Below are 24,618 nucleotides of genomic sequence, written 5' to 3'. Positions count from 1 at the left end.
TTACGAGCTACTCCTTAAATTATATAGGCCAGATGAAACACCACAGCTGAGTGCTACTAATGACATTCAATAGACCTTAGTCTTTATCTAAGCAGACCTCACTTAGTTTTTAAAAGAACACAATGAAGCATCCAAATAAAAGGATATGTTTTCGCTAAGGCAAGTAAGCAAGGTTTTTCTTGCCTCAACATTGCCATGACGGGAAGGCACGCTCTCTGAAAGATGAAAGATAAAGAGAACTAATTAGATAAAGGGAAAAAGCCAACGAAGAATGTTTCCCACAAAAAGAATCTTGTCCAACAATGCGCTATTATTTAAAAACATACCTATATATAATAATGTGTAAACTTGATATAAAAGTACAGCTAAACCATCAACCAGCCTCCATTTATGCATAATTCGTCTTATAATCCCCTTTACTTCTCATACATTTATTAACCTCACACCTCACATTTTATGTTTATCATTATCGCGATATTGGTCAAAAACAAACATTTCCTATAAGATTACAGAAGACAAACATGTATGCAACAATATTTTTTTTAATATTTTTCGTCCTTTTTATTTGACAGTTCAAATATTATGTTTAATTTTGCGAAGTGAAACAGAATTATTTCTGTGGACGTGAAAGAATTTTGAATATTGTTTAATCAAACAATTAAATTGGAAGCCAATGAAAAGAGAAATGATGAAATGTAAACAAGGTGTTAGGCACATGCAAATGTGCTAATCGACAACAAATTGTTCGTCCCCAAATGGTGTAGTTTAAGAAACGCTCCTTTATAAGGTTCGACGTTATTTCACCATCCTCTTTTATTAATATTAACTAAACCCACAAGAAAGACATTTATATTTCTAAATACCATATAAATATATCGAAACCATGAAAACCAAGGCAATGTTTCCCAACCTATGTGTTTGACCTATCCGACGTCAAAATACCATTACACATCCTTGAAGCGCATTAGCGCAAAGACGCCTTAATATGCCATGGACATACACAACGTTAGTTCACATCACTATGATGGGGAAAACAAATTAGCCTGAAGCCTCGAGATGGGTAACTCAAAACGCTACGTTTATAAACGAGGCGTTTTGATCCCCATCCAACGGGGCGTTAACTCACACAGCAAAATCATGAGCGCATCACCCAACTAGTCATTAACAACCATAACTATATAATCAATCAGCGGATGCAATCACGCCATACGCTTCCGAGAAGGTCATTAACAACTCTCTTATCCATTTGTGGACACAAATCACAGAAATAAAAACATCAACCAGCAGATAAGCATGAAGACACGCCAACATTGTTGCTGCGAGGTTGAAACATTTTTATAGAAATCAAGGAAGTCGAAAAAAGAATAGCCTTGCAATTTTCCACCACAGGCTACTATCTACAAACACCTTTAAGTTGTAAGCATACATCCTGATGGCGAAAAGAAATGGGGGTGCATACCTTTCATTGGTGACTGACACCTTAACTGAAATGAACTCGTTTTTATCAATCAATAATACTTCATAGCTTAATGAAAGGCAGGCTGATGCGACATCAGCCTGCCTTTTTGATGATGCAGAGTAACATTATACTTTGAAGAGATTTGTTAGTTTTCCGCGCGTAGCGCGCAATATATAATAAAAAATACGTAATTTTGCACGACATGAACTTTCTAGAATCATTGAAACAACTCAAGGCGTTTGCGCGCCAAGATGGTGCCATCTTGGCATTAGTATGGATTGTATCCTTCTTGTTCACCATGAAGCTACCCCAGTCCATGGTAGGAAACGTCCTTACACTTTCCACGCCATTCGTTGTGGCGTGGCGGTTGCGCGCGTTCCGTAACAATGCTCTCGACGGTGAAATATCTTATCGACGTGCGCTGGCATACTCATGGCACACCTTCGTTTACGCCTCACTGATCTTCGCCTTGGTTCAATACCTCTACATTCGTTTCTACGACCCTGTATCGCTCATTAACATGATGCGCGACTCGATACAATCATTTGGCACCACTTATCAGCAAATGGGCATGAATGAAGCCCAGATGCAAGAGTCGGTAAAACTTCTTGGCACACTTCAGCCCATCGAGTTAGTATTCCTTTTCTTTACCCAAAATGTCTTGATAGGTTTTTTCCTAAGTCTCATCATTGCTGCATTTGGAATGAAACGAAGGCAATAAATTAAGTCTATCAGCAACGAAGTGGAAGCTGCTACAGGACAAAAACAGCTAGCGAAAGAAAAGCTTACGCAAAGAAAGCCAGAAAAAGCTCAACACCCCACTTCCACCTAAATTAACGATTAAGTAATATAACAGATAAGACAACACAAGCAACAATGGACATTTCTGTAGTTATACCCCTATACAACGAAGACGAATCTCTACCCGAACTCTATACTTGGATTAAGCGGGTGATGAACGACAACCATTTCAGTTTCGAAGTGATTTTCATCAACGATGGCTCTACCGACCGCTCGTGGGAGGTGATAAATGAACTGAGCAAACAGTCCGAACATGTTCGGGGCATAAAGTTCAGACGTAACTATGGTAAAAGTCCTGCCCTCTATTGCGGTTTCAAGGAGGCAAAAGGCGACGTGGTTATCACCATGGATGCCGACCTACAAGACTCGCCCGATGAAATTCCCGAACTCTATCGCATGATTACCGAGGAGAAATACGACCTCGTTTCGGGCTACAAACAGAAACGCTACGATCCGCTTTCCAAAACTATTCCCACCAAATTATTCAATGCAACGGCAAGAAAAATAAGTGGGATAAAAAACCTGCACGATTTTAACTGTGGACTAAAAGCCTATCGCAAGGCTGTGGTGAAGAACATCGAGGTGTATGGAGAGATGCACCGCTATATACCCTACCTAGCCAAGAATGCCGGCTTCGGCCGTATTGGCGAGAAAGTGGTGCAACATCAAGCTCGCAAGTATGGTAGTTCCAAGTTTGGACTGAACCGTTTTTTCAACGGTTATCTAGACCTCATCACCCTCTGGTTCCTTAGCAATTTCGGTAAAAAGCCCATGCACGTATTCGGCTTGCTAGGCTCACTGATGTTCCTTTTGGGCTTCATCGCCACTTGCCTATTGGGTGCCGACAAGCTATATTGCCTTACCCAAGGCATCCCTCAACGACTGATAACCGATTCGCCCTACTTCTATCTATCGCTAACAACGATGATCATAGGCACGCAACTCTTCCTTGCAGGCTTCTTGGGCGACCTTATCAGCCGCAATTCGCAAGGAAGAAACGACTACCAAATAGAGGAGGAGATAAGATGCGGCGACTAATTCCCATATTCATATTTGTCTTGGCGGTGCTGGCAGCATGCTCGTCGATAGACTGTCCATTCAATAATACGGTATATTCTCAATACGTATTGATGAAAGGTGGAGGCCTTAAACCCGACAATCTCACCGACACGTTGACCATTCTTACGGCCCGACGCGACGGACAAGACACCATTATATATAATAAAGGAGTAAAAACAACGAGCTTCAGCCTACCCATGAGTTATACGCGCGACCAAGACGCACTGTTCATTCTGCTGAAAGACACTCTTGGACGCACTGTTCGCGATACTATCAGGGTAAGCAAAACGAACACCCCACACTTCGAATCGGTGGATTGTGCCATGTCTTATTTCCACACGATAACGGCCGTTAGCACGTCGCATCACGCCATCGACTCCGTTGTTCTCATCAATCCAAACGTTACGTATGACACTTCATCGCCACATTTCCGCATCTATTTCAAGAGCGGTCATTAGTGCCTTACTCGCCTTTGCCGCGTTGTCGACCAGTGCACAAGGGTTGAAACCGCAAACCGAACATGCCGACACTACACGCTTTTTCCGTGGCTTACAGGTCATGGTTGATGCTGTCGGACCGATACAACTGGCCGTAAGCGACTATGGGCAGTACGAAGCCGCACTGCGCATTAACCTCAAAGACAAGTATTTTCCGATCTTTGAGCTGGGCTATGGTAAAGCCAATCATGAAGACGATCCCGTTACTCACGTGGTTTATAAAACCTCCGCACCATACGGCAAGGTGGGAATGGACTTCAACATCTTGAAGAATAAGCACGACATTTATCGCGTTTATGTAGGTGCAAGGTATGCCTATACCTCGTTCAAGTACGATGCGGCTAATCCTACATTGACCGACCCCGTATGGCAAGACCCTGCCGACATTGAGATTAACAATGCTTCAGCCACGTGCCATTGGGCAGAATTGGTGTTCGCCGTGGACGCCAAGATATGGGGACCAATACATTTGGGATGGTCGGCACGCTACAGACGACGTATTACACACAACGATGGCGAAGCTGGAAACGTATGGTATGTGCCCGGTTTCGGTAAAACAGGTAACTCCCGATTGGGTGGGACGTTCAACATTATCATTAACTTGTAGGCTAATTTCATCTCTTGGCAATATAAAAGGGTAAGAAACTACGTCACACGCTTGCCATCTTCAGTCCTACAAGATACGCCATAATAACGCCTATATATTAATATGGCAGATAAGAGAATAAGCACTAAACAAAAATGCAAATGACCACTCCAAGTAGAAAACGGCGCCTTCTTTGGCAGATTCCTTTTCTGTTGTTCCTGATTACAGGAACAATCTACATCATCAAGCAACAGCAAGATGCGCCCTACCAACACGATCGCGGAACAGTCTTCGGCACAACATACAGCATCATTTACCAAAGCAACGAGAACCTGAACAAGGAAATTATGGCCGCCCTTAACGCCATAGATCAGTCTATGTCTACCTATAATAAAGGCTCCATCATCTCCAAAATCAATCTCAACGAACAGGTGCAACCCGACGAGATGTTTATCGACGTCTTTCAACTAGCAAATAAAGTATCCACAGAAACGCAGGGGGCGTTCGATGTAACCGTTGCTCCGCTGGTCAACGCGTGGGGCTTCGGCTTTAAAAATGGAACTTTCCCCACTCCACAAGTCATAGACAGCTTGAAACAATTCAGCGGCTACCAAAAGGTAGCCTACACTAATGGACGCATCAAGAAGCAAGACCCACGCCTGATGCTCGACTTTAGTGCCATCGCCAAAGGTTATGGCAGCGACGTAGTTGCTAACCTACTAAAACGCAAAGGCATAGAAAACTTTATGGTAGAGATTGGTGGAGAAATCGTCACACGCGGTATCAGCGAAAAGCGCTTACCTTGGAAAGTGGGTGTAACAAAACCTACGGATGACTCATTGAATGTGAACCAAGAACTGCAAACTATCCTGAATGTAACCAATAAGGCAATGGCAACGAGCGGAAATTACCGAAAGTTCTATTATAAGAATGGTAAAAAATATGCCCACACCATCGATCCCCTGACGGGTTATCCCGTTCAACACAACATCCTTTCATCGACTGTGTTAGCCAACAACTGCGCCGAAGCCGATGCATACGCCACTGCCTTCATGGTATTAGGACTCGAAAAGGCCCAAAAAGTACTTGAACGGCATCCTGAACTTATGGCCTATTTTATCTATTCCGACAAGAATGGGAAAAACGCTGTGTGGTTTTCACCCTCACTAAAAGACAAGATACAAAACTAAAGCTCTCACTACAAGCCATTCCTATATGTAGCAAGAAAAAGCCTTATAGTAGCAATATATAAAACATGCAACACATTCCACTATATAGCAAGCTAATGGAATTGCCCATGTTTCAAGGCATGAGCAAAGACGATCTCATGGCCGTGATTGGCCAAACACGATTCAACTTTGCACAAAAGGAGGCAGGTGAAACGATTGTAAACGCGGGAGACGAATGCGCTCATCTGAGTTTCTTGCTCAGTGGACAAATGGAAGTGAGATCGCAAGCCGATGACAACAGCTACATCTTCATCGAAGAGATAGGCGCCCCATTCATCCTTCAGCCCGAAAATCTTTTCGGCATATCGCCCCGCTACACCCGCACCTTCGTTGCTAAAACTACATGTAGCCTACTGCTACTCAGTAAATCAGAAGTTTTAAGGCTAGCCGACGACTTTATTATCTTTAAATTTAATCTGCTCAACACCATCTCCACACAAGCTCAAAAGGCAGCACGTTTACCATGGCGTCATTGCTATAATGGCCTTGAACACCGCATCGCCCGTTTCTTCACTTCACATTGCATACACCCCGCAGGTCCAAAACTTGTGCAAATCAAGATGGAAAAACTTGCAAACGAGATGAACGACAGTCGCCTAAATATCTCGCGAGTTCTCAATCACATGCAAACACAAGGTCTAATTGAACTCAAACGGGGTCGCATTATTATACCTATGCTCGAAAGAATGGCAGCAGGGTTGGGGTAACCGTGTGATTCACCAGACTTTCTCCACAAGCGCCTCCAAGCTATTTGCTTAAACTTTCACAAACATACGCACATCAGTTTAGGGTAAAATTTCATCCTTTTTTAAGCGAAACTACTACACCCTAACCTTACTCAAAAAGGATGAAAGCTTATCCCAAAGTTTTTCTATTCTTGCGTTTTCAAGTCAAATATAAGGGCAAACACACGCCTAATCAAATAAAAAACCTTAACTTTGTAGCTTAAAAGCTATTACATCAACATAAGAATGACAAGAACAAACAATTTGGTAAACACCATTATTAAAGGAATACAAGAGAAAAAAGGTAGCAATATCGTTGTAGCCGACTTAAAGGAAATAGAGGGTGCAATAACCAATTATTTCGTTATATGCCAAGGAAACTCGCCAACACAGGTAGAGGCCATTGCCGAATCTATTGGCGAAACCGTGCGCAAAGAACTCAAAGATAAGCCCACAAGTGCCGTAGGGCTGGGACTAAACCAATGGGTAGCAATAGACTTTGTAGATGTTATCGTGCACGTTTTCATGCCCGAAATGCGATCCTTTTACGATCTGGAGCACCTTTGGGCCGATGCAAAACTAACTCACCTCACTGACATTGATTAAAATTGGCACAGCGTTTGATGGAATGTTCGTGTCACCAACAATTCAATTATGAGTAACAAACAACCATACAACAATAAGCAGCCTAAGATGCCCCGCTTCAACATGAACTGGATTTACGGACTGATAATCCTTTCATTGGGTTTACTCTTCTTCACAGGAGGAGGCAACATGATGGCTGGAAGTGCCAAGCAAGAAGCTACATACACCAAATTTAAGGAGTATGTGAACAAGGGTTACGCCAACAACGTGGTGGTAAACAGTGAGCAGCGAACAATTAAGATGTTTGTTAAGCCTGCTAACGTGCGCGACGTTTTTGGCAAAGATCCGAAGCAATTGGGCGAGAAACCATACGTTAGTGTGCAGTTCGGCTCGACCGACGAGCTCGAAAAATACCTTACCGAGGTTCAAAAAGCTGGCAAAATCAAAGACTTTGCTTTCGATAACGATAAAGGTGGACATTTCACCGACATCCTTATCCAAATCGTTCCATTCATTGCCCTCATCGCCATTTGGATTTTCATCATGCGCAGAATGGGTAGTGGCGGAGCTGGTGGTGGCTCGGGCGTGTTTAGCGTAGGCAAAAGCAAGGCCAAGATGTACGAAAAGGGAAATGAAATAGGCATCACCTTCAAAGACGTTGCAGGACAAGAAGGAGCCAAACAAGAGGTTCAAGAGATTGTAGATTTCCTTAAAAGTCCACAGAAATATACCGACCTTGGTGGTAAAATCCCCAAGGGTGCATTACTCGTTGGACCTCCAGGAACGGGTAAAACACTTTTGGCTAAAGCTGTTGCAGGCGAAGCAGGCGTACCTTTCTTCTCCATGAGCGGCTCTGACTTCGTTGAGATGTTTGTGGGTGTAGGTGCGAGCCGTGTTCGCGACCTCTTCCACCAAGCCAAAGAAAAATCGCCCTGCATCATTTTCATCGACGAAATCGATGCCGTTGGCCGTGCCAGGAGCAAAAACCCCTCAATGGGTGGAAACGACGAGCGAGAAAACACCCTCAACGCGCTGCTTACAGAGATGGACGGATTTGGCACTAACAGCGGTGTTATCATCCTTGCGGCAACCAACCGTGCCGATATGCTCGACAGCGCACTGCTTAGGGCCGGACGTTTCGACCGACAAATAAGCGTAGATCTACCCGACCTACCCGAGCGTAAGGAAATCTTTCAGGTTCATCTCCGCCCCGTTAAGGTGGACTCTACCGTTGATATCGACTTCCTTTCGCGTCAAACGCCAGGCTTTTCAGGGGCCGACATCGCCAATGTTTGCAATGAGGCAGCCTTGATCGCAGCACGTCATAACAGCCGAACGGTGGGTAAGCAAGACTTCCTTGACGCCGTAGACCGAATCATCGGTGGCTTAGAGAAAAAGACGAAGATAATGACCGTCGCCGAAAAGCGCACAATCGCTTTGCACGAAGCAGGACACGCCACCGTGTCTTGGTTCTGCCAACATGCCGACCCCTTGGTAAAGGTATCCATCGTGCCACGTGGGCGAGCCTTGGGCGCGGCATGGTATCTACCCGAAGAGCGCCAAATAACCACCAAAGAACAAATGCTTGACGAGATGTGCGCATTGATGGGCGGGCGTGCTGCAGAAGAATTGTTCACAGGACATATCTCAACAGGTGCGATGAACGACTTGGAACGAGCCACAAAAAGTGCATACGGCATGGTGGCATACGCTGGTATGAGCGACAAATTGCCAAATATCAGCTTCTATAACAACCAAGAGTACCAGTTCCAAAAACCATATTCAGAAACAACGGCGAAGGTTATCGACGATGAGGTGATGAAGATGGTGAACGAACAATACGACCGCGCGAAGAAAATACTTCAAGAAAACAGCTACGGACATAACAAGCTGGCCGACCTGCTTATCTCTCGTGAAGTGATTTTCGCCGAAGACGTTGAAGAGATTTTCGGCAAACGACCATGGGTTAGTCGGTCAGAAGAGATCATAGAAGACAACACACCGAAGCTGGAAGACATGCCCGACGAGGTGAAAGCAGCCGAGGAAGAACATCGCAGACTGCGTGAACTAGAACAATAACATGACAGTCGCCATTCGTCTATCTTGCTTGCGAGACAGATGAATGGCGATACATTGTTGCATTTTTCCTCTTCACATAAATAAACAAGGTAAGCTCCATAGTGCTAATACAACGAATAGGATTACTTAACACAACTTCAAAAGTTGCCATTACATAACGACGAAAAAAGAGAAGACAATGACTCCAAAGATTAAGAATTTGATTACGCGAACCATAACAGGTGTTCTTTTCGTGGCCATCATGGTTACTTGTTTCTTACGCCCTGTGGGTATGGTGTTTGTTTTCGCACTTATAACGTCGCTCAGCCTTTGGGAATACACAGGGCTTGTTAACGAGAACAAGGGCACTAGCGTAAATCGCTTCATATCAACCGTTGCAGGCACATACTTCTTCTTGGCCGTTGCAGGTGTTAATAGTGGCTTTATTGCCACCAATGCCGTGTTCGTACCCTACCTGCTTACCATTGTCTATCTCTTCGTTAGCGAACTTTACACCAAGGCCAAAGACCCAATCAACAACTGGGCATACACTATGTTTGGGCAAATGTACATCGCCCTACCCCTCTCAATGATAAATGTGCTGGCATTCAGACAAGCCGATAACCAGATATACTTTTACTATCTGCTTCCCCTTAGCGTATTTATCTTCCTTTGGACCAACGACACTGGGGCCTATTGCTCTGGCTCGCTCTTTGGCAAACACAAGCTTTTTCCGCGCGTTTCACCCGCCAAAAGTTGGGAAGGGAGCATTGGAGGAGGTATTCTTGTGTTGCTTGTTGCAGTCCTGATTGGCTATCTTGAAAGCCAATCAGATGCCCCCATCAACCTCACCATCCCCCAATGGTTAGGCTTAGGCCTTGTAGTGGTGGTGTTCGGCACATGGGGCGACCTTGTAGAGTCGCTTTTCAAACGTACACTCGGCATCAAAGACAGCGGCAACATTCTACCTGGCCATGGTGGAATGCTCGACCGTTTCGACTCTTCATTCATGGCTATACCAGCATCTGTGGTATATCTCTATTCATTAACACTATTTTAACAACACCGCAGAGAAAACCCCACCGTGGTGCATTCTCTCACTTATATTATATGATAGACAGTTCAGCTTTTCAGGGTAAAACAGCTGCTTACTACACATTAGGTTGCAAACTAAACTTTTCGGAAACCTCTACTTTCGGACAAATGCTCCAAGATATGGGTGTTAGAACCGCTAACGAAGGTGAGCCCGCAGACATCTGCCTCATCAACACTTGTTCAGTTACTGAGGTAGCCGACCACAAATGTAGGCAGATTATTCACCGTATGGTGCGCAAAAACCCAGGAGCTTTTGTTGTAGTAACAGGATGTTACGCTCAACTCGAATCCGAAAGGGTTAGCGCCATCGAAGGTGTCGACCTCGTTTTGGGCAGCAACGAAAAAGCCAACCTCATACAATATCTCAACGATGCATGGGCAGACGGACAACGTGGCAGTGCTTTACACCGCCATTTCTCGGTGAAAACGAAAGATATCAAGACCTTTGCCCCCAGTTGTAGTCGTGGCAACCGAACCCGATATTTCCTTAAAGTGCAAGACGGATGCGATTATTTTTGTACCTATTGCACCATCCCTTTCGCACGTGGCTTTTCTCGAAACCCCTCCATTTCATCGCTGGTTCAGCAAGCACAAGACGCAGCCAGCGAGGGCGGAAAAGAGATTGTACTAACTGGTGTGAACATAGGTGAGTTTAAGGGCGAAGGCAACGAGCGCTTTATCGACCTTGTTAAGGCACTCGATCAGGTTGAGGGTATACAGCGTTTTCGTATCAGCAGCATCGAGCCAAACCTGCTTACCGACGAACTTATCGACTATTGTGCAACCAGTAGGGCTTTCATGCCCCACTTCCACATTCCCTTACAAAGCGGAAGCGATGAGGTTTTAAAGCTGATGCAACGCCGATACGACACCGCCCTCTTTGCCCATAAGGTGCAGCTTATTAAGCAACGAATACCCAATGCCTTCATAGGTGTAGACGTCATGGTGGGCTCGCGTGGCGAAGAACCCGCCTATTTCGAAGGCTGCTACAATTTTCTGAAATCATTAGACATCAGTCAGTTGCACGTATTCCCTTACAGCGAACGTCCAGGAACAGCTGCCCTTCGCATCCCCTACGTGGTTAGTGATGCCGAAAAGCGCCGTCGCAGCAAACTACTCTTGGAGCTATCCGACGAGAAATTGGAAGCTTTCTATGCCTCACAGATCGGCTCACAAAGCCAAGTGCTTTTTGAAAAGGCAGCCAAAGGAAAGGCCATGCATGGTTTCACCCCCAACTACGTGCGCGTTGAATTGCCTGCCCGACTAGCCAAAGATGAATTCGACAACCAACTGCTGCCCGTTAGGTTAACCCAATTCAACCACAACAAAAGTGCAGTAAAGGTAGAACTTATATAATAATTTCGTCACAAGAATTGAGCCATGGACAAAGTCGCGATCGTTATTTTGAACTGGAATGGGCAGCAAATGTTAGCCCAATATCTGCCTTCCGTTATGCGCCATTCGCGTAACGATGCGGTGGTATACGTTGCCGACAACGCTTCAACCGACAATTCATTGGCCTATCTCGCCCAGCATTTTCCTCATTGCCGAACCATCGTCTTAGAAAAGAACTGGGGATTTGCCGAAGGATACAATAAGGCACTGGCTCAAATAGATGCCGAATACTACGTGTTGCTCAATTCCGACGTTGAAGTTACCCACCAATGGCTAACCCCGCTCATCGAAGAGATGGACGCCCACCCCGACACCGCAGCCTGTCAACCCAAGCTCTTAGCCATGCACGATAAAGAAGCGTTTGAATATGCCGGTGCATCGGGCGGCTTTATCGACAGCTTGGGCTATCCCTATTGCCGCGGTCGAATATTCGAACACGTTGAAAAAGACGAAGGACAGTACGACTACCGCCAAGAAATACACTGGGCAACAGGCGCTTGTCTCATGGTGCGAGCCAAAGACTATTGGGCCGTGGGCGGTCTCGACCCCCGCTTTTTTGCCCACAATGAGGAGATAGATCTCTGCTGGCGATTGAGACTTATGGGTAAAAAGATATTCTGTATACCAGAAAGTACGGTTTATCACGTAGGTGGCGGCACGTTGCCTAAGGTAAACCCAATGAAAACCTATCTCAACTTCCGCAACAATCTCACTATGCTTTACAAGAACCTTGCCTCTTCACAGATGCGCAAGGTTATGACTTGGCGATTATTTTTAGACTATATTGCGGCCTTGCAAACCCTCATTGTCAACAGAAATTGGGGCGACTTCAAAGCCATTATCAAGGCACGTCGCGACTTCAACGCATGGAAACACAGCTTCGACACCGACCGCGCAGAGATACAAAACACCAAAACCATACACGCCGAAAACCCCAATAGCCCTTTCGCCATTCTGTGGCAATACTACGTAAGAGGCAGGCGCACCTTCGATTCTCTACCACAGAAGTAAAGAAAAACCCTTGCCAAGACATTCGCAAGGGCTTATAGCCACCGAACAAAGCGGCTTTTAACACCCCATTCCACGCTTCCCCACCACCCCATTGCACACATTCTTCTCCCTATTTTGCAGGCGTTACACGGTTTTGTTGTAACTTTGTACACCATAACATAATATACAACATTCAACTATGCCCAACAAAGTAACAGTTAGCGATGCCGCTTTAAGACAAGCGGCAGAAGAAGGAATGGACGCCTTTGTAGACATCTTTGTAGATGCCATCAATGCTTCTGTGGACGGAGAGCTAACCGCTGACACCATGGCACAGCTCAACGCCAGCCAAATAACACTCTTGGCCTACCGCATTTTGCGCGACGAAGTAATGGACGGAGGCTTCATCCAACTGATACATAACGGCTATGGCGGATTTATTTTCCTCAATCCCTTTGCCAAGATGGTAAAGCAATGGGGTATCATCGAATTGGGGCGACTCCTCAGCAAGGTGCATTCCAACTACAAAAAGTATCGTGAAGAGATTGAGAAAGACTGCACCGACGAAGAGTTTATGTCACTTTTCGAGCGCTTTCCAGTCTTCGATGATTTCGACGATACCTTCGTTGAACATGAAGAAGAGTGGACGGCCGCCATCGCACAATATATAGATGGGCATATAGAAGAGTTCGCAGAGATTGTGAACTAAACGGCTACTGCACGGGCCTCCCCCTGCAAGCACGCCACATTTACAAAGAAAGGACAAACAATGGGCAAAGAAACAGATTCGATAAGAAAGAAAAGCGCCGTACAGATAAGAAACAAGAAGGCTTCATTTGAATACTTCTTCGTTGAAACATTTATGGCTGGCATCGTTCTCACGGGAACGGAAATAAAGTCTATCCGCTTGGGAAAGGCCTCGCTGGTAGACAGTTTTTGCTATATCAACAACGGCGAACTGTGGGTAAAGGGCATGAATATTTCACCCTATTTCTACGGTTCGTTTGCCAACCACGAAGCCAAACGCGACCGCAAGTTGTTGCTCACCAAGCGCGAAATACGCAAACTTCAAGAGGCTACCAAGCAGGTGGGATTCACCATTGTACCCACACTTGTGTTCATCGATCCCCACGGACGGGCAAAGGTAGACATCGCCTTGGTGCGCGGTAAGAAAGAGTACGACAAGCGACAAACACTCAAAGAAAAAGAAGATCGCCGACAAATGGACAGGGCAATAAAGCGGTATTAAGGCAGGTTTTAATTATTCCACGCTGCATTTCAATGATACTCAAACAAGTTGTAGAGTTGATAAACACGCCCAATAGGCGCAAATGGGAAAGGAAAGGTCGACAAGATGAAAATTCAGGACATAATAAAACAGCGCATCATGATACTCGACGGCGCGCTGGGTACCATGATTCAAGACTACAACTTGGAGGAAAAAGACTTCAGAAATGCCGCTTTGGCACATCACAAAGGTCAACTAAAAGGCAACAACGACGTATTGAACATTACTCGTCCCGACCTTATTCTCGACATTCACCGCAGATATTTGGCTGCTGGTGCCGACCTCATTGAGACTAATACCTTTTCTTCGCAAATCATATCGCAAGCCGATTACCAACTCGAACACCTATCACGCTCCATGGCTTTGGCTGGTGCGAAGCTGGCACGAAAGGCCGCCGACGAGTTCAGCACACCCCAATGGCCACGCTTTGTGTGTGGTTCGGTTGGTCCAACGAACAAAACCTGCTCGATGAGTCCCGACGTAAGCGATGCCGCAGCACGCGACATCACCTACGACCAACTATTTGACGCCTATCGCGAACAAGTGAGCGCTCTGATTGAAGGAGGCGTAGACGCCATCTTGATAGAAACCATCTTCGACACGCTTAACGCTAAAGCAGCCATCGACGCCACCATAACCGAGATGCAAACGCAAGGCGTTGATCTGCCCATCATGCTCAGTATGACGGTGAGCGACTTAGCCGGACGAACCCTTAGCGGACAAACCATCGAGGGTTTTCTAGCCAGCATCAGTTCGTACCCCATCTTCTCGGTAGGCCTTAACTGCTCTTTCGGTGCCGACCAAATGAAACCTTTCCTCAAAGAATTGGCGAGCAAAGCGCCCTATTACATCTCGGCTTACCCCAATGCAGGACTGCCCAACACCATGGGACAATACGATGAAACCGCCGAAAGCACGTCGCCGCAGATTGCCCAATTTATAAACGAGGGCTTAGTGAACATCATTGGCGGCTGTTGTGGTACCGACGACAAGTTTATCGCTAGCTATGCGGCTTTGGCCAAAGGCAAAACGCCGCACGTCGTGGTAAGCAAACCTACCTCGCTTTGGCTCTCGGGCCTGGAAATGCTCAACGTTACGCCCGAAGTTAACTTCGTTAATGTGGGCGAACGGTGTAACGTGGCTGGTAGTAAAAAGTTTCTTCGACTTATCAAGGAAGGGCTATACGACGAGGCCATAAGCATTGCGCGCAAACAAGTTACTGATGGCGCATTGGTGCTAGACATCAACATGGACGACGGTCTGCTTGATGCTGAAAAAGAAATGACCACGTTTCTCAACATGATTGCTGCCGAACCCGACATCGCACGCGTGCCGATCATGATCGATTCTTCTAAATGGGAAGTCATCATGGCTGGCCTTAAATGTGTGCAAGGCAAGTGTATCGTTAACTCTATCTCGCTAAAAGAGGGCGAGGAGCTGTTTATTGAACATGCTAGAGCCTTGAAACGCTTTGGCGCAGCATGCGTGGTGATGTGTTTCGACGAGCAAGGACAGGCCACTACCTTTGAACGGAGAATAGAAATAGCGCAACGCGCATACCGCATTCTTACGCAAGAGGTGGGCATGAACCCACTAGACATCATCTTCGACCCGAACATTTTGGCTATCGCAACGGGTATCGAAGAACACGACAACTATGCACACGAGTTCATACGCTCGATTGGGTGGATACGTAAAAATCTCCCTGGCACGCATATCAGTGGTGGCGTGAGCAACCTTTCATTCTCGTTTAGGGGCAATAACTATATTCGCGAAGCCATGCACGCTGTATTTTTGTACCACGCCATCAACGAAGGCATGGACTTTGGCATCGTAAATCCATCGTCGAAGATAACTTACAGCGACATTCCCACCGATGAATTGGAGATTATCGAGGATGTTATTCTTAACCGAAAGCCCAATGCAGCCGAGGCCTTGATTGAATTGGCCAACAAGAAAAAGGAAGAGGAAGAGCGGCGAAAGGCGGGTATAGCAAGTGGCGACTGTAGCGTACAGAAGCAAGAGGAAGAGGAATGGAGAAGTTTGGAGCTGGACGAACGACTGAAATACGCCTTGCGCAAAGGCATTGGCGACCATCTAGACGAAGACCTGCACTTGGCATTAGCGCATTTTCCGCATGCCGTAGACATCATTGAAGGTCCGCTGATGGCAGGCATGAACGAGGTTGGCGAGCTCTTTGGAGCAGGCAAGATGTTTCTTCCGCAGGTTGTTAAGACGGCGCGAACGATGAAACAGGCCGTGGCCATACTGCAACCCTACATCGAGAAAGAGAAGAAAGTGGGTGCAACGAAAGCAGGTAAGGTTATCCTTGCCACGGTGAAAGGTGATGTGCACGACATTGGCAAGAACATCGTGGCCGTGGTGATGGCCTGCAACAACTACGAAGTGATAGACCTTGGTGTGATGGTTCCTGCCGAACAGATTATCAAGAAGGCCATTGAAGAAAAGGCAGACATCATCGGGCTGAGTGGACTTATCACGCCTTCGCTGGAAGAAATGATTAACGTGGCGCAAGAGATGGAGAAGGCAGGACTGGATATTCCCATCATGATTGGTGGCGCAACCACTAGCCAACTGCATGTCGCCTTGAAGATAGCACCCGTTTATGGCGGTCCAGTGGTTTGGATGAAAGATGCCAGCCAAAACTCTTTGGCTGCCGCCAGACTACTGAACAAGAGCGAAGAGCCTGCCTACATGAACGAACTGAACGACAAATACGAAAGTTTAAGGGCAAGTTATCAAGACAAACAACAAAAGTTGCTACCCATAGAAGAAGCACGTAAAAACCGACTTAGGCTGTTCGATGATTAGATGCCGACGTGTTACAATCAAACATATATACAATAACCAATGAAAAGACTCGTTCTCTCTTCTCTCCTTTTTCTTTGCATGGCCAGTTTAGGGTATGCCAAGAAGGGTGTGCATAAAGACTATTACCGCTCGGCAATAAAGGCTATAAAAACAAATAACCTTGCTGAATTGACGGCTAATATGAAACACATCAACAACGTCGACTCCCTAATTCCCTTGGATTCTTACCACTCGTATTCACTATTGGGCTATGCGTGCCTATATAAGAACAAGCCAGCCATACAGAAGCTCATAGCCATGAAAGCGAATATAGACTGTGCATATTCTGACGAAATATTTATATACGATGCACTTAACATGGCTATAAGCAACGAAGATTATGCTTTGGTGAAGCAGCTTTTGACACTGGGAGCAGACCCAAACAAACCTTATAACGAAGACGGGCTTTGCCCATTGGTGGCCAGTTGCAATGTGAATAACATCGCCATTGCCTCACTTTTGCTGAAACATGGTGCCAAGGCGGATGGTATTGGCAATCTAGGTGGCGACTATATAGAAAATCCGCTAATTACAGCCGTTATGAAAGGCAACAAATATATGGTGCAATTGCTGCTAAGGTATGGTGCAAAGAAAGGAATAAAAGACGAAGAGGGGCGAACTGCGCTCTATTATGCTAGACAACAAAAACATAGCCAAATAATAAAGATACTAGAAAAGACAAGGGGTAATTAGGGGTTTGTATGAAAATGCCTTGTTACTTTGTGCGATGATTAGGGCATCAACCACTATGCTAGTCTGGGATAAGAGATACTCGTTATGCCAACTACCGTGTAGTGGTTGGTGAGACAACCATTCGTTTTTTACCTATTCTTGCTCAAAAAAGCATCGTATCTTGTCCCGAATTCTCGTATCGTTTGATGCTAGTTTGGCAGTATCTAGGCGGTTCATTCCATAGCCTATCACCACCACCAACTTACCCTTCCTACCATCAAACGCCATCTTTCATCCCCCACCCAACAAGCGCTTGTAGTGAGCTTTTTCAGCTCTCGCCTTGTTACAGCTAAGTTGGACTCCTGTTCCAGCTAAGTTGGAACAGTGTTCCAATTCAACTGGAACAGCAGTCCAGATAACATGGAACAGCAGTCCAAAACAGACGTAACACGGCGGTTAATGTAATAATACATAATCGGGGCTTAGAAAGCGCATTTTCTGAACAATGAAAATGCGAACGATGGAATGATTAATTGGCGAGTTCGGGATAAGATACCATGTCTTTTCAGAACAAGACAGGATAGGTAAAGAAGTGGCTATCTCGACAACAAATGCTACGCAGCAGTTGGCATAACGTATTGCTCTTATCTAGAACTCTCGCTAACATGGATGATAGATTACCTGAAAATACGATACGGAACAATGCCTTATAAGTTACTATACACTTATGCACATACTCATATAATACACAAGGAAATAACCCTTAAATTTAGAAGAAGGAGCTAAAGGCACTAGTTACGTACAGCTATCAAGCCTATTTGCCGTACGCGTAATAAAACCAATAGGTGTTGCCATAAACGCCGCGAAGAGCATTGATGCGTTCTGTTCGGTTCTTATACTTACTCTCCAAATCCTGGTAATCTTGATAATCGGTCTCCATTAAGTTATCCATGTAATACACCACGGGATTAGTGCGCTGGTGCATATACAAAGTAAGCGCTTCGCGATAATGCTTGGGTAACTCGTTGTTGTTGGGATAATAGCGGAACACTTTTGCTGCAAAGGCATCTAAACGTCGGTCTAAAAGATAGCCACAAAGCATATAATCGTAAGCCGGTTTGGTGAGCTTATGTTGTTCCGACCATTTTTCTAGTCCGGCCAAGTTAATGTATTCGTCGTGGGGAGTGATGATAACGAACAGCGAGTCGAGTGTTTTGGCATCCAAAGTAAGCCATTTCACCGACTTTCCATCAGGCATCATCGCAGCCGATTTACCCATTAAGGGGTACTCAAAAAGATGCTCGCCTAGAAGCCCTTCATTGGCCAAAGCCAGCGTGCGCAGTGAAGTGAGCAACGAATCGGTGTCCATATCCCGCTTACCCACCTCTAAAGCCTCCTCACTATGTCCGCCTTTAATGAGCGTTTCCATAACAAGGCGTTGATGAAGCTTGCCATACACTGCCCCTCCGTAGGCTGTGGCAAACATTAATAGAGCCATAAACCACATGGACATGTAAGGAATGGCAGTCGGATTTTCTTCCTCTTGGGTCGTGGAAACTTGCCTTACGCCCATTAGGAACAAACAGATTGCCAACGCAATAAGCACCAACGACACGCATAACTTAGGAAAAAAGGCCGAGAAAGGTGCTATGCCAGTAAAGGCAGAAAGAAACATCAGCAACAAGAACGAGGGTACGAAAGACAAGATATACAGTCTTAGTACACTCCTCATAAGTCGGAAGACGCCCATTTGTAGCAACAGCAAGAAAGCGGTAAGCAACAAACCAACAACCCAACGGTTAAGGTAGAGCGGCACACCGCCCGTAAGACGGTGCACCATCAATGCCAACTCTTGCGCCTGATAGAAACAAGTGTAGGCAAAACAATAAAGACAAAAGAGAATGGAGCACAATACTTGGGAGAGCATCGCTCCATTCTTTTGAAGTGAAATATTCATTTAGTTTTTCCTTAACACAACTGCTGAACGGGCTGGTATATATAGCTTTAGCCACTCTTTACGTTCTGCCACGTACAGCGGATCGTAATTAGTGAGGTGCGTAACGCTATCGTCGGCAAGGTTATTACCGCCAAACTCGCTGGCATCGCTATTCAATACCACATTGTAAGCTCCTGTCGGAACCAAGAAACCATAATCGGTGAACGAAGTGGTAGGGTTAAAATTGAAAACGAAAACTAAGTCACCACGCATAAAAGCGAGAACCTGATCACTATCATTGTGCCAAATTTCCTGCACAGGAGTTTTGATAAAGTCCTTCTCACTCTTGATAACCCTAAGCATTTGCTTATCAAAGTCGCCCAGATAATGGTAATCCAGTTCCTTGTTATCTACCAAATTCCATTGTCGACGCGCGTATTTATAGCTCCATCCGTTGCCTTCGCGTGGGAAGTCAATCCACTCGGGATGCCCAAACTCATTGCCCATGAAATTGAGGTAGCCTCCATTGATAGCCGCTGCGGTAACAAGTCGTATCATCTTATGTAAGGCAATGCCACGATGCGCAACCCCATTCTCATCCCCTTTCTTGAAATGCCAGTACATATCGGCATCAATAAGGCGGAACACAATGGTTTTATCGCCCACCAAAGCTTGGTCGTGACTTTCGCAATACGATATGGTTCGCTCGTCTGAACGGCGATTCTTTACCTCCCAGAAGATGGAACTAGGCTTCCAATTCTCGTCAGACAATTCCTTGATAGTCTTAATCCAGAAGTCGGGAATGTTCATTGCCATGCGGTAATCAAAACCATATCCGCCATCATCGATGCGTGCTGCGAGGCCTGGCATGCCACTAACCTCTTCGGCAATAGTAATAGCCTTGGGGTTAACCTCGTGTATTAGCTTGTTGGCCAGCGTGAGGTAGCAGATGGCATTATCGTCTTGATGCCCGTTAAAGTAATCGCCATAGTTGCAGAAAGCTTCGCCCAAGCCATGACTGTAGTAAAGCATCGAGGTGACACCATCGAAGCGGAAGCCGTCAAAATGGAACTCTTCGAGCCAATACTTACAGTTGGAAAGGAGGAAATGTATCACTTCGTCTTTGCCATAGTCGAAACATAGTGAGTCCCAAGCTGGATGTTCGCGTCGCTCGCCTGGGTAAAAGAACTGGTTAGGATCGCCTGCAAGGTTGCCTAAACCTTCCACTTCGTTCTTCACGGCATGAGAATGTACGATGTCCATAATAACGGCCACGCCATGCTTATGGGCTTCGTCGATAAGCGATTTCAGTTCTTCGGGCGTACCGAAACGTGAAGACGCAGCAAAGAAAGAGCTGACATGATAGCCGAAACTTCCATAATAGGGATGTTCCTGTATGGCCATTATCTGTATACAGTTGTATCCGTCGTCGATGATACGCGGCAAAACAAGTTCTTTAAATTCGGTGTACGAACCCACCTTTTCGGCATCTTGCCCCATGCCAATATGGCATTCGTAGATGAGCAAGGGCGAAGTGTTGGGCTTAAACTTCTTTTTCGACCACTCGTAGGCGTGTTCTGGCTGCCACACCTGTGCCGAGAAGATCCCCGTTTGTTCGTCTTGAACCACGCGACGCACCCATGCGGGTATGCGTTCTCCACGTCCACCATTCCAATATACATGCATTTTATAGAGGTCGCCATGAGTTATGGCCTTCTCAGAAAGGCGCAATTCCCAGTTGCCCGTTCCCTCAATGCGCGTGGCACGGTAGCGTTCAGTTTCTTGCCAACCATTGAAATCGCCCACAAGATATATCTCGGTGGCATTGGGCGCCCATTCTCTGAACACCCAGCCTTTCGACAATTTATGCAGACCATAATACTCGTGACCATTGGCAAAGTCGGTTAGCGACTTGCGGCCATTACCTGTCAATTGGTTCAGTTTCCACAAGTAATGGTCGTGTCTGCCTCGTATCGCATCTTCGTATGGTTCGAGATAGGCATCATTTTTTACCAGTCCCATGTGCGCATTGCTTGCTTGTGGGGACGTTGCGGTCTTCTTCGAAGGCTTTTTCACTTTCTTTGTGGGGTTAGCGTCTTTTGTTGACATAGTTAATGCAATTAATTATGTACGAGCACCTTAACGGCAACTGGCGGTTGTTTGAGGGTGTTTCCGTCAACACTCCGTTACCGGCAAGGCCTCATCATGTTGGTTTAACCTATATGTCTTTTATGTTGAAATGCCTGGTTTCACCGTTCCCTGTAAATTGTCTAGCCCATTAAATGATCTCAAGGAGTAAGCAAAACCAGTGCAACTTATGTTCAAAAATATAATGAAAATATCGTGATTGTCCAGTCTTTACACGTTGCGCACCTTAAATATAGCCTTTTTAAAGCTTGCATTCGGAGCGATACAAGGGGCGTGTGCGTCTTCAGGAAAGAATATCATAAATGCTCCAAGAGGGCATGTGATATAGTTTTGTGCAGCGGCTTCGGGGTAAAATGATATGTCTTTTTCAGAAGAATATGGTGCATCAGGTAGCGATGTAAAGGCAGCTAAGCCAAATGTTTCTGGCTGTTGGAGCGGTATTTGTATGTCGATCATTTGGCGATGGCTCTCCAAAACGGCTTCGCTTTGGCTTTTCCCTGTCGCCATTTCAACCTTCAACACTACGTCTTCACCTTTTATATTATATGTGCCTGGCGCAAGTTCTTCAAGCAGATGCTCCCGCATAAAAGCTTCCACCAAGGGGAAATACGGGTTTAATGCCACGTATTTTCCAAAGTTATGTAACATGTCTAACACCATATCTCCTACTCTAAATTCTTTGTATGCACCTTATTACGGCAGGTCTTCGCCCGTTTATCAGTCGTTAAAGCGCCTACCGCTTTCGTAATGGCCCTTGGCTTTCACCTGTCCATTTCTATCTTTTTCTACAAAACGGCCGTCGCGAACGCCATTAACGTAAGTTCCTTCGAACCTGTTTCCTGCCTTGTCTTCTTCTATCGCCTTTCCGTTTCGTTTGCCACCTTTGTACGTTCCCTTAAACCGCGATCCGTCGGCGTAGTGTATAATCACCTCGCCTTCTACCCTTCCGTTAACGAAGTTACCTTCAAACACGTCTCCACTTTTCTTTGTAAGCTTGCCGTGTCCATTCTGTCGGTCTTTCTTCCAGTCGCCTACATAGGTGTCGCCATTGGCCCAAACGAAAGTACCCTTTCCATCTTTGTCGCCTTCGAGAAAGCGTCCTGTATAGCGATCACCATTGGCATACTTGAATATACCTTGTCCTGTGCGGTCGCCTTGCACATAATCGCCCTCGTAAACGTCGCCATTCTGGAACTTATATATGCCCTTTCCGTTTTGTATGTCGTCGGTCCAGTTACCCACATACACGTCTCCGTCAGCATAGCGGTTGGTTCCTTTACCCGAGCGTTGGTTGTCTACCCACATTCCGTTGTAGTTAGAGCCATCGCCCCAATCGAAGAAACCCTGTCCTGACTTTTTGTCGTCGATCCAATTTCCATCATAATAGGCACCCGTAGAGAATGTATATCGGCCCTTGCCTCGACGCTTGTCGTAAGACCAGTTACCCTCATACTTGTCACCATTATAATAATACATAATGCCATGTCCATGCTGATGACCACGGAACCATAAACCTACGTATTTATTGTTGTTTGCAAAGTAGCAAGTACCGTTGCCATGTTGCTGGTCTTGAAACCATTGTCCTTCGTAGCGTTTACCATCCGAAAAGGTGCGAACACCATACCCTTGACGTCTACCTTTTACGTATTCGCCTTCGTATGTTTCACCGTTACTATACAACGTATTGCCTTTGCCATGTGGTTTTCCTCCTGCCATCTCACCCTTATAAAGGCCTCCGTCCATCGTATTGCACGAACCTACGGTTATCTTCTGTGCTGAAACGCCCAACGGTAAGAAAAATATTAGCAGAGTTAGTATGTTATTTTTCACTGTTCTCATCTTATTGATTGTTCGGATTTCAAAATTAGGTATTTTAATTCGAACGACAAAACGGTTTAGCAAAAATTAAGAGTAAAAATGCACAAGACAAAGAATAAATTGCATAAAGAAATAAGAAAAAGATATGGTCGTTAAAAGCATAAATGGCATTTGAAGACACAATAATACCAACAAAAATGTTATTAAAAAGATAACTTTCATTTTTTATTATTATCTTTGCAACATATATTAATAGGTGTGGAGTGTAGTATAGAATTGCGCTATATGGTGAGAATGGTAGAAAAGAAATGGTTTTGGAAATATTTCCTCCCTATTTTCACCATCTCGCCCCATAACAACAAACTGATAAATTGCCATTTACGTAAAGACATGCACTAAACACCTCAACGCGGTATATAACATCATTATCGTCCAATAATTCGTTAAACAAGTTAAGCGTATGAAAGGAATCGTACTTGCAGGAGGTTCAGGTACAAGGCTTTACCCCATCACTAAGGGGGTGAGCAAACAATTGATACCCATATTCGACAAGCCCATGATTTACTATCCAATATCTGTTTTGATGCTTGCAGGCATCAGAGAGATATTGATAATATCCACTCCCCACGACCTCCCGGGCTTTGAACGCCTGCTGGGCGACGGCAAAGACTTGGGTGTAAAGTTTGAATATGCGGAGCAACCTAGCCCCGACGGATTGGCGCAGGCATTTATCATTGGTGAGAAATTTATCGGGAATGATACCGTTTGCCTTGTTCTTGGCGACAATATCTTCTACGGTGCAGGCTTCACTGGTATGCTTAGGCAGAGCGTCGAGGCTGCTAACAATGGCAAGGCAACAGTTTTTGGATATTACGTTAACGACCCCGAACGTTATGGGGTGGCTGAATTTGACGATAAAGGCAATTGCCTTAGCATCGAGGAAAAGCCACAAAAGCCCAAGAGTAACTATGCCGTTGTGGGACTATATTTCTACCCTAACGCGGTAGTTGAGGTTGCCAAGAACATCAAACCCAGTGCAAGAGGCGAATTGGAAATAACAACCGTGAACCAAGAGTTCCTTGCAAGGCAGTCGCTTAAAGTGCAAACGCTACAAAGGGGCTTTGCTTGGCTCGATACAGGTACACACGACAGTCTTAGCGAAGCAAGTACTTTCATCGAGGTGATTGAGAAGAGGCAAGGCCAAAAGGTGGCTTGTTTGGAAGAAATAGCAATGGATAACAAATGGATTGACAAGGAACAAGTGAAGGCCTTGGCACAACCCATGATTAAAAACCAGTATGGACAATATCTCATGAGAATTGCCGAGGGTGCGAAATAAAAGTCGCGGCATATCAAAACGACAGTAAAATTTAATAAGTATATAGAGAGATAGGTATAAGAAACAA

At 45.5% G+C, this 24,618-nt stretch carries 20 protein-coding genes and 1 pseudogene; 16 read left to right on the top strand and 5 right to left on the bottom strand.

Features of this window, described 5'->3' with window-relative positions; translation table 11 throughout:
- Positions 1–1,661 precede the first annotated feature (1,661 nt).
- From F453_RS0100715 to F453_RS0100645, 15 genes are all read left to right on the top strand, one after another.
- Positions 1,662–2,180, top strand: a complete 519-nt coding sequence (locus tag F453_RS0100715; protein WP_018966274.1) for a DUF4199 domain-containing protein — start codon at positions 1,662–1,664, stop codon at positions 2,178–2,180.
- A 155-nt stretch (positions 2,181–2,335) separates the two neighbouring features.
- Positions 2,336–3,298 (top strand): glycosyltransferase family 2 protein, encoded by a 963-nt coding sequence (locus F453_RS0100710; protein ID WP_018966273.1) that lies wholly within the window; start codon positions 2,336–2,338, stop codon positions 3,296–3,298.
- Positions 3,286–3,777 carry a DUF6452 family protein gene (locus tag F453_RS0100705; protein WP_025789835.1) on the top strand — a complete coding sequence of 164 codons (492 nt, stop codon included), beginning with the start codon at positions 3,286–3,288 and terminating at the stop codon, positions 3,775–3,777. The genes F453_RS0100710 and F453_RS0100705 overlap by 13 nt, the downstream gene beginning before the upstream one ends.
- The gene (locus F453_RS0100700; protein ID WP_026292399.1) at positions 3,728–4,423 is read left to right on the top strand and encodes a DUF6048 family protein; all 696 of its coding nucleotides are present in this window, start codon (positions 3,728–3,730) and stop codon (positions 4,421–4,423) included. The genes F453_RS0100705 and F453_RS0100700 overlap by 50 nt, the downstream gene beginning before the upstream one ends.
- A 140-nt stretch (positions 4,424–4,563) precedes the next feature.
- A complete protein-coding gene (locus tag F453_RS0100695; protein WP_025789836.1) occupies positions 4,564–5,592 on the top strand; it encodes an FAD:protein FMN transferase in 1,029 nt (342 codons plus the stop codon).
- Positions 5,593–5,657: 65 nt separating this feature from the next.
- Positions 5,658–6,338 carry a Crp/Fnr family transcriptional regulator gene (locus F453_RS0100690; protein WP_018966269.1) on the top strand — a complete coding sequence of 227 codons (681 nt, stop codon included), beginning with the start codon at positions 5,658–5,660 and terminating at the stop codon, positions 6,336–6,338.
- A gap of 264 nt (positions 6,339–6,602) precedes the next feature.
- Entirely contained in the window at positions 6,603–6,962 is a 360-nt protein-coding gene (rsfS, locus tag F453_RS0100685; protein ID WP_009235315.1) for a ribosome silencing factor, read from the top strand.
- A gap of 48 nt (positions 6,963–7,010) precedes the next feature.
- On the top strand, positions 7,011–9,020 hold the full coding sequence (gene ftsH / locus F453_RS0100680) for an ATP-dependent zinc metalloprotease FtsH (protein ID WP_018966268.1): 2,010 nt from the start codon (positions 7,011–7,013) through the stop codon (positions 9,018–9,020).
- 178 nt (positions 9,021–9,198) lie between these two features.
- The gene (locus F453_RS0100675) at positions 9,199–10,059 is read left to right on the top strand and encodes a phosphatidate cytidylyltransferase (RefSeq protein ID WP_018966267.1); all 861 of its coding nucleotides are present in this window, start codon (positions 9,199–9,201) and stop codon (positions 10,057–10,059) included.
- 50 nt (positions 10,060–10,109) lie between these two features.
- Positions 10,110–11,450: a tRNA (N(6)-L-threonylcarbamoyladenosine(37)-C(2))-methylthiotransferase MtaB gene (mtaB, locus tag F453_RS0100670; protein WP_018966266.1), complete on the top strand. Its 1,341-nt coding sequence runs from the start codon at positions 10,110–10,112 to the stop codon at positions 11,448–11,450.
- Between the two features lie 24 nt (positions 11,451–11,474).
- Positions 11,475–12,500, top strand: a complete 1,026-nt coding sequence (locus tag F453_RS0100665; protein WP_025789837.1) for a glycosyltransferase family 2 protein — start codon at positions 11,475–11,477, stop codon at positions 12,498–12,500.
- 178 nt (positions 12,501–12,678) lie between these two features.
- The gene (locus F453_RS0100660; protein WP_009235310.1) at positions 12,679–13,188 is read left to right on the top strand and encodes a DMP19 family protein; all 510 of its coding nucleotides are present in this window, start codon (positions 12,679–12,681) and stop codon (positions 13,186–13,188) included.
- Between the two features lie 60 nt (positions 13,189–13,248).
- Positions 13,249–13,728: an SsrA-binding protein SmpB gene (smpB, locus tag F453_RS0100655; RefSeq protein WP_009235309.1), complete on the top strand. Its 480-nt coding sequence runs from the start codon at positions 13,249–13,251 to the stop codon at positions 13,726–13,728.
- Between the two features lie 105 nt (positions 13,729–13,833).
- Positions 13,834–16,599, top strand: coding sequence for a methionine synthase (metH, locus tag F453_RS13975; protein WP_052328490.1), 2,766 nt, complete (start codon positions 13,834–13,836; stop codon positions 16,597–16,599).
- Between the two features lie 39 nt (positions 16,600–16,638).
- Positions 16,639–17,331, top strand: a complete 693-nt coding sequence (locus F453_RS0100645) for an ankyrin repeat domain-containing protein (RefSeq protein WP_026292398.1) — start codon at positions 16,639–16,641, stop codon at positions 17,329–17,331.
- 227 nt (positions 17,332–17,558) lie between these two features.
- On the opposite strand, the pseudogene F453_RS15950 reads toward F453_RS0100645, so the two are convergent.
- The 5 genes and pseudogenes from F453_RS15950 to F453_RS0100620 all read right to left on the bottom strand — a co-directional run bounded on the left by F453_RS15950 (position 17,559) and on the right by F453_RS0100620 (position 23,233).
- Positions 17,559–17,786: pseudogene (locus tag F453_RS15950) on the bottom strand (hypothetical protein).
- 338 nt (positions 17,787–18,124) lie between these two features.
- Entirely contained in the window at positions 18,125–19,267 is a 1,143-nt protein-coding gene (locus tag F453_RS0100635) for a DUF6057 family protein (protein ID WP_025789838.1), read from the bottom strand.
- Complete coding sequence (locus tag F453_RS0100630; RefSeq protein ID WP_018966260.1) at positions 19,268–21,355, bottom strand: alpha amylase C-terminal domain-containing protein; 2,088 nt, start codon at positions 21,353–21,355, stop codon at positions 19,268–19,270. It abuts the gene before it with no gap.
- A 249-nt stretch (positions 21,356–21,604) separates the two neighbouring features.
- The gene (locus F453_RS0100625; RefSeq protein ID WP_234398246.1) at positions 21,605–22,042 is read right to left on the bottom strand and encodes a NanQ anomerase/TabA/YiaL family protein; all 438 of its coding nucleotides are present in this window, start codon (positions 22,040–22,042) and stop codon (positions 21,605–21,607) included.
- A gap of 69 nt (positions 22,043–22,111) precedes the next feature.
- The gene (locus F453_RS0100620) at positions 22,112–23,233 is read right to left on the bottom strand and encodes an MORN repeat-containing protein (RefSeq protein WP_009235303.1); all 1,122 of its coding nucleotides are present in this window, start codon (positions 23,231–23,233) and stop codon (positions 22,112–22,114) included.
- A gap of 439 nt (positions 23,234–23,672) precedes the next feature.
- Between F453_RS0100620 and rfbA the strand changes: the two genes are divergently transcribed.
- Positions 23,673–24,551 (top strand): glucose-1-phosphate thymidylyltransferase RfbA, encoded by an 879-nt coding sequence (rfbA, locus tag F453_RS0100615; RefSeq protein WP_009235302.1) that lies wholly within the window; start codon positions 23,673–23,675, stop codon positions 24,549–24,551.
- Positions 24,552–24,618 lie beyond the last annotated feature (67 nt).

This window comes from Hoylesella loescheii DSM 19665 = JCM 12249 = ATCC 15930 (genome assembly GCF_000378085.1).
Classification (GTDB): Bacteria; Bacteroidota; Bacteroidia; order Bacteroidales; family Bacteroidaceae; genus Prevotella; species Prevotella loescheii.
This window is presented reverse-complemented; position numbering and strand designations above follow the sequence as displayed.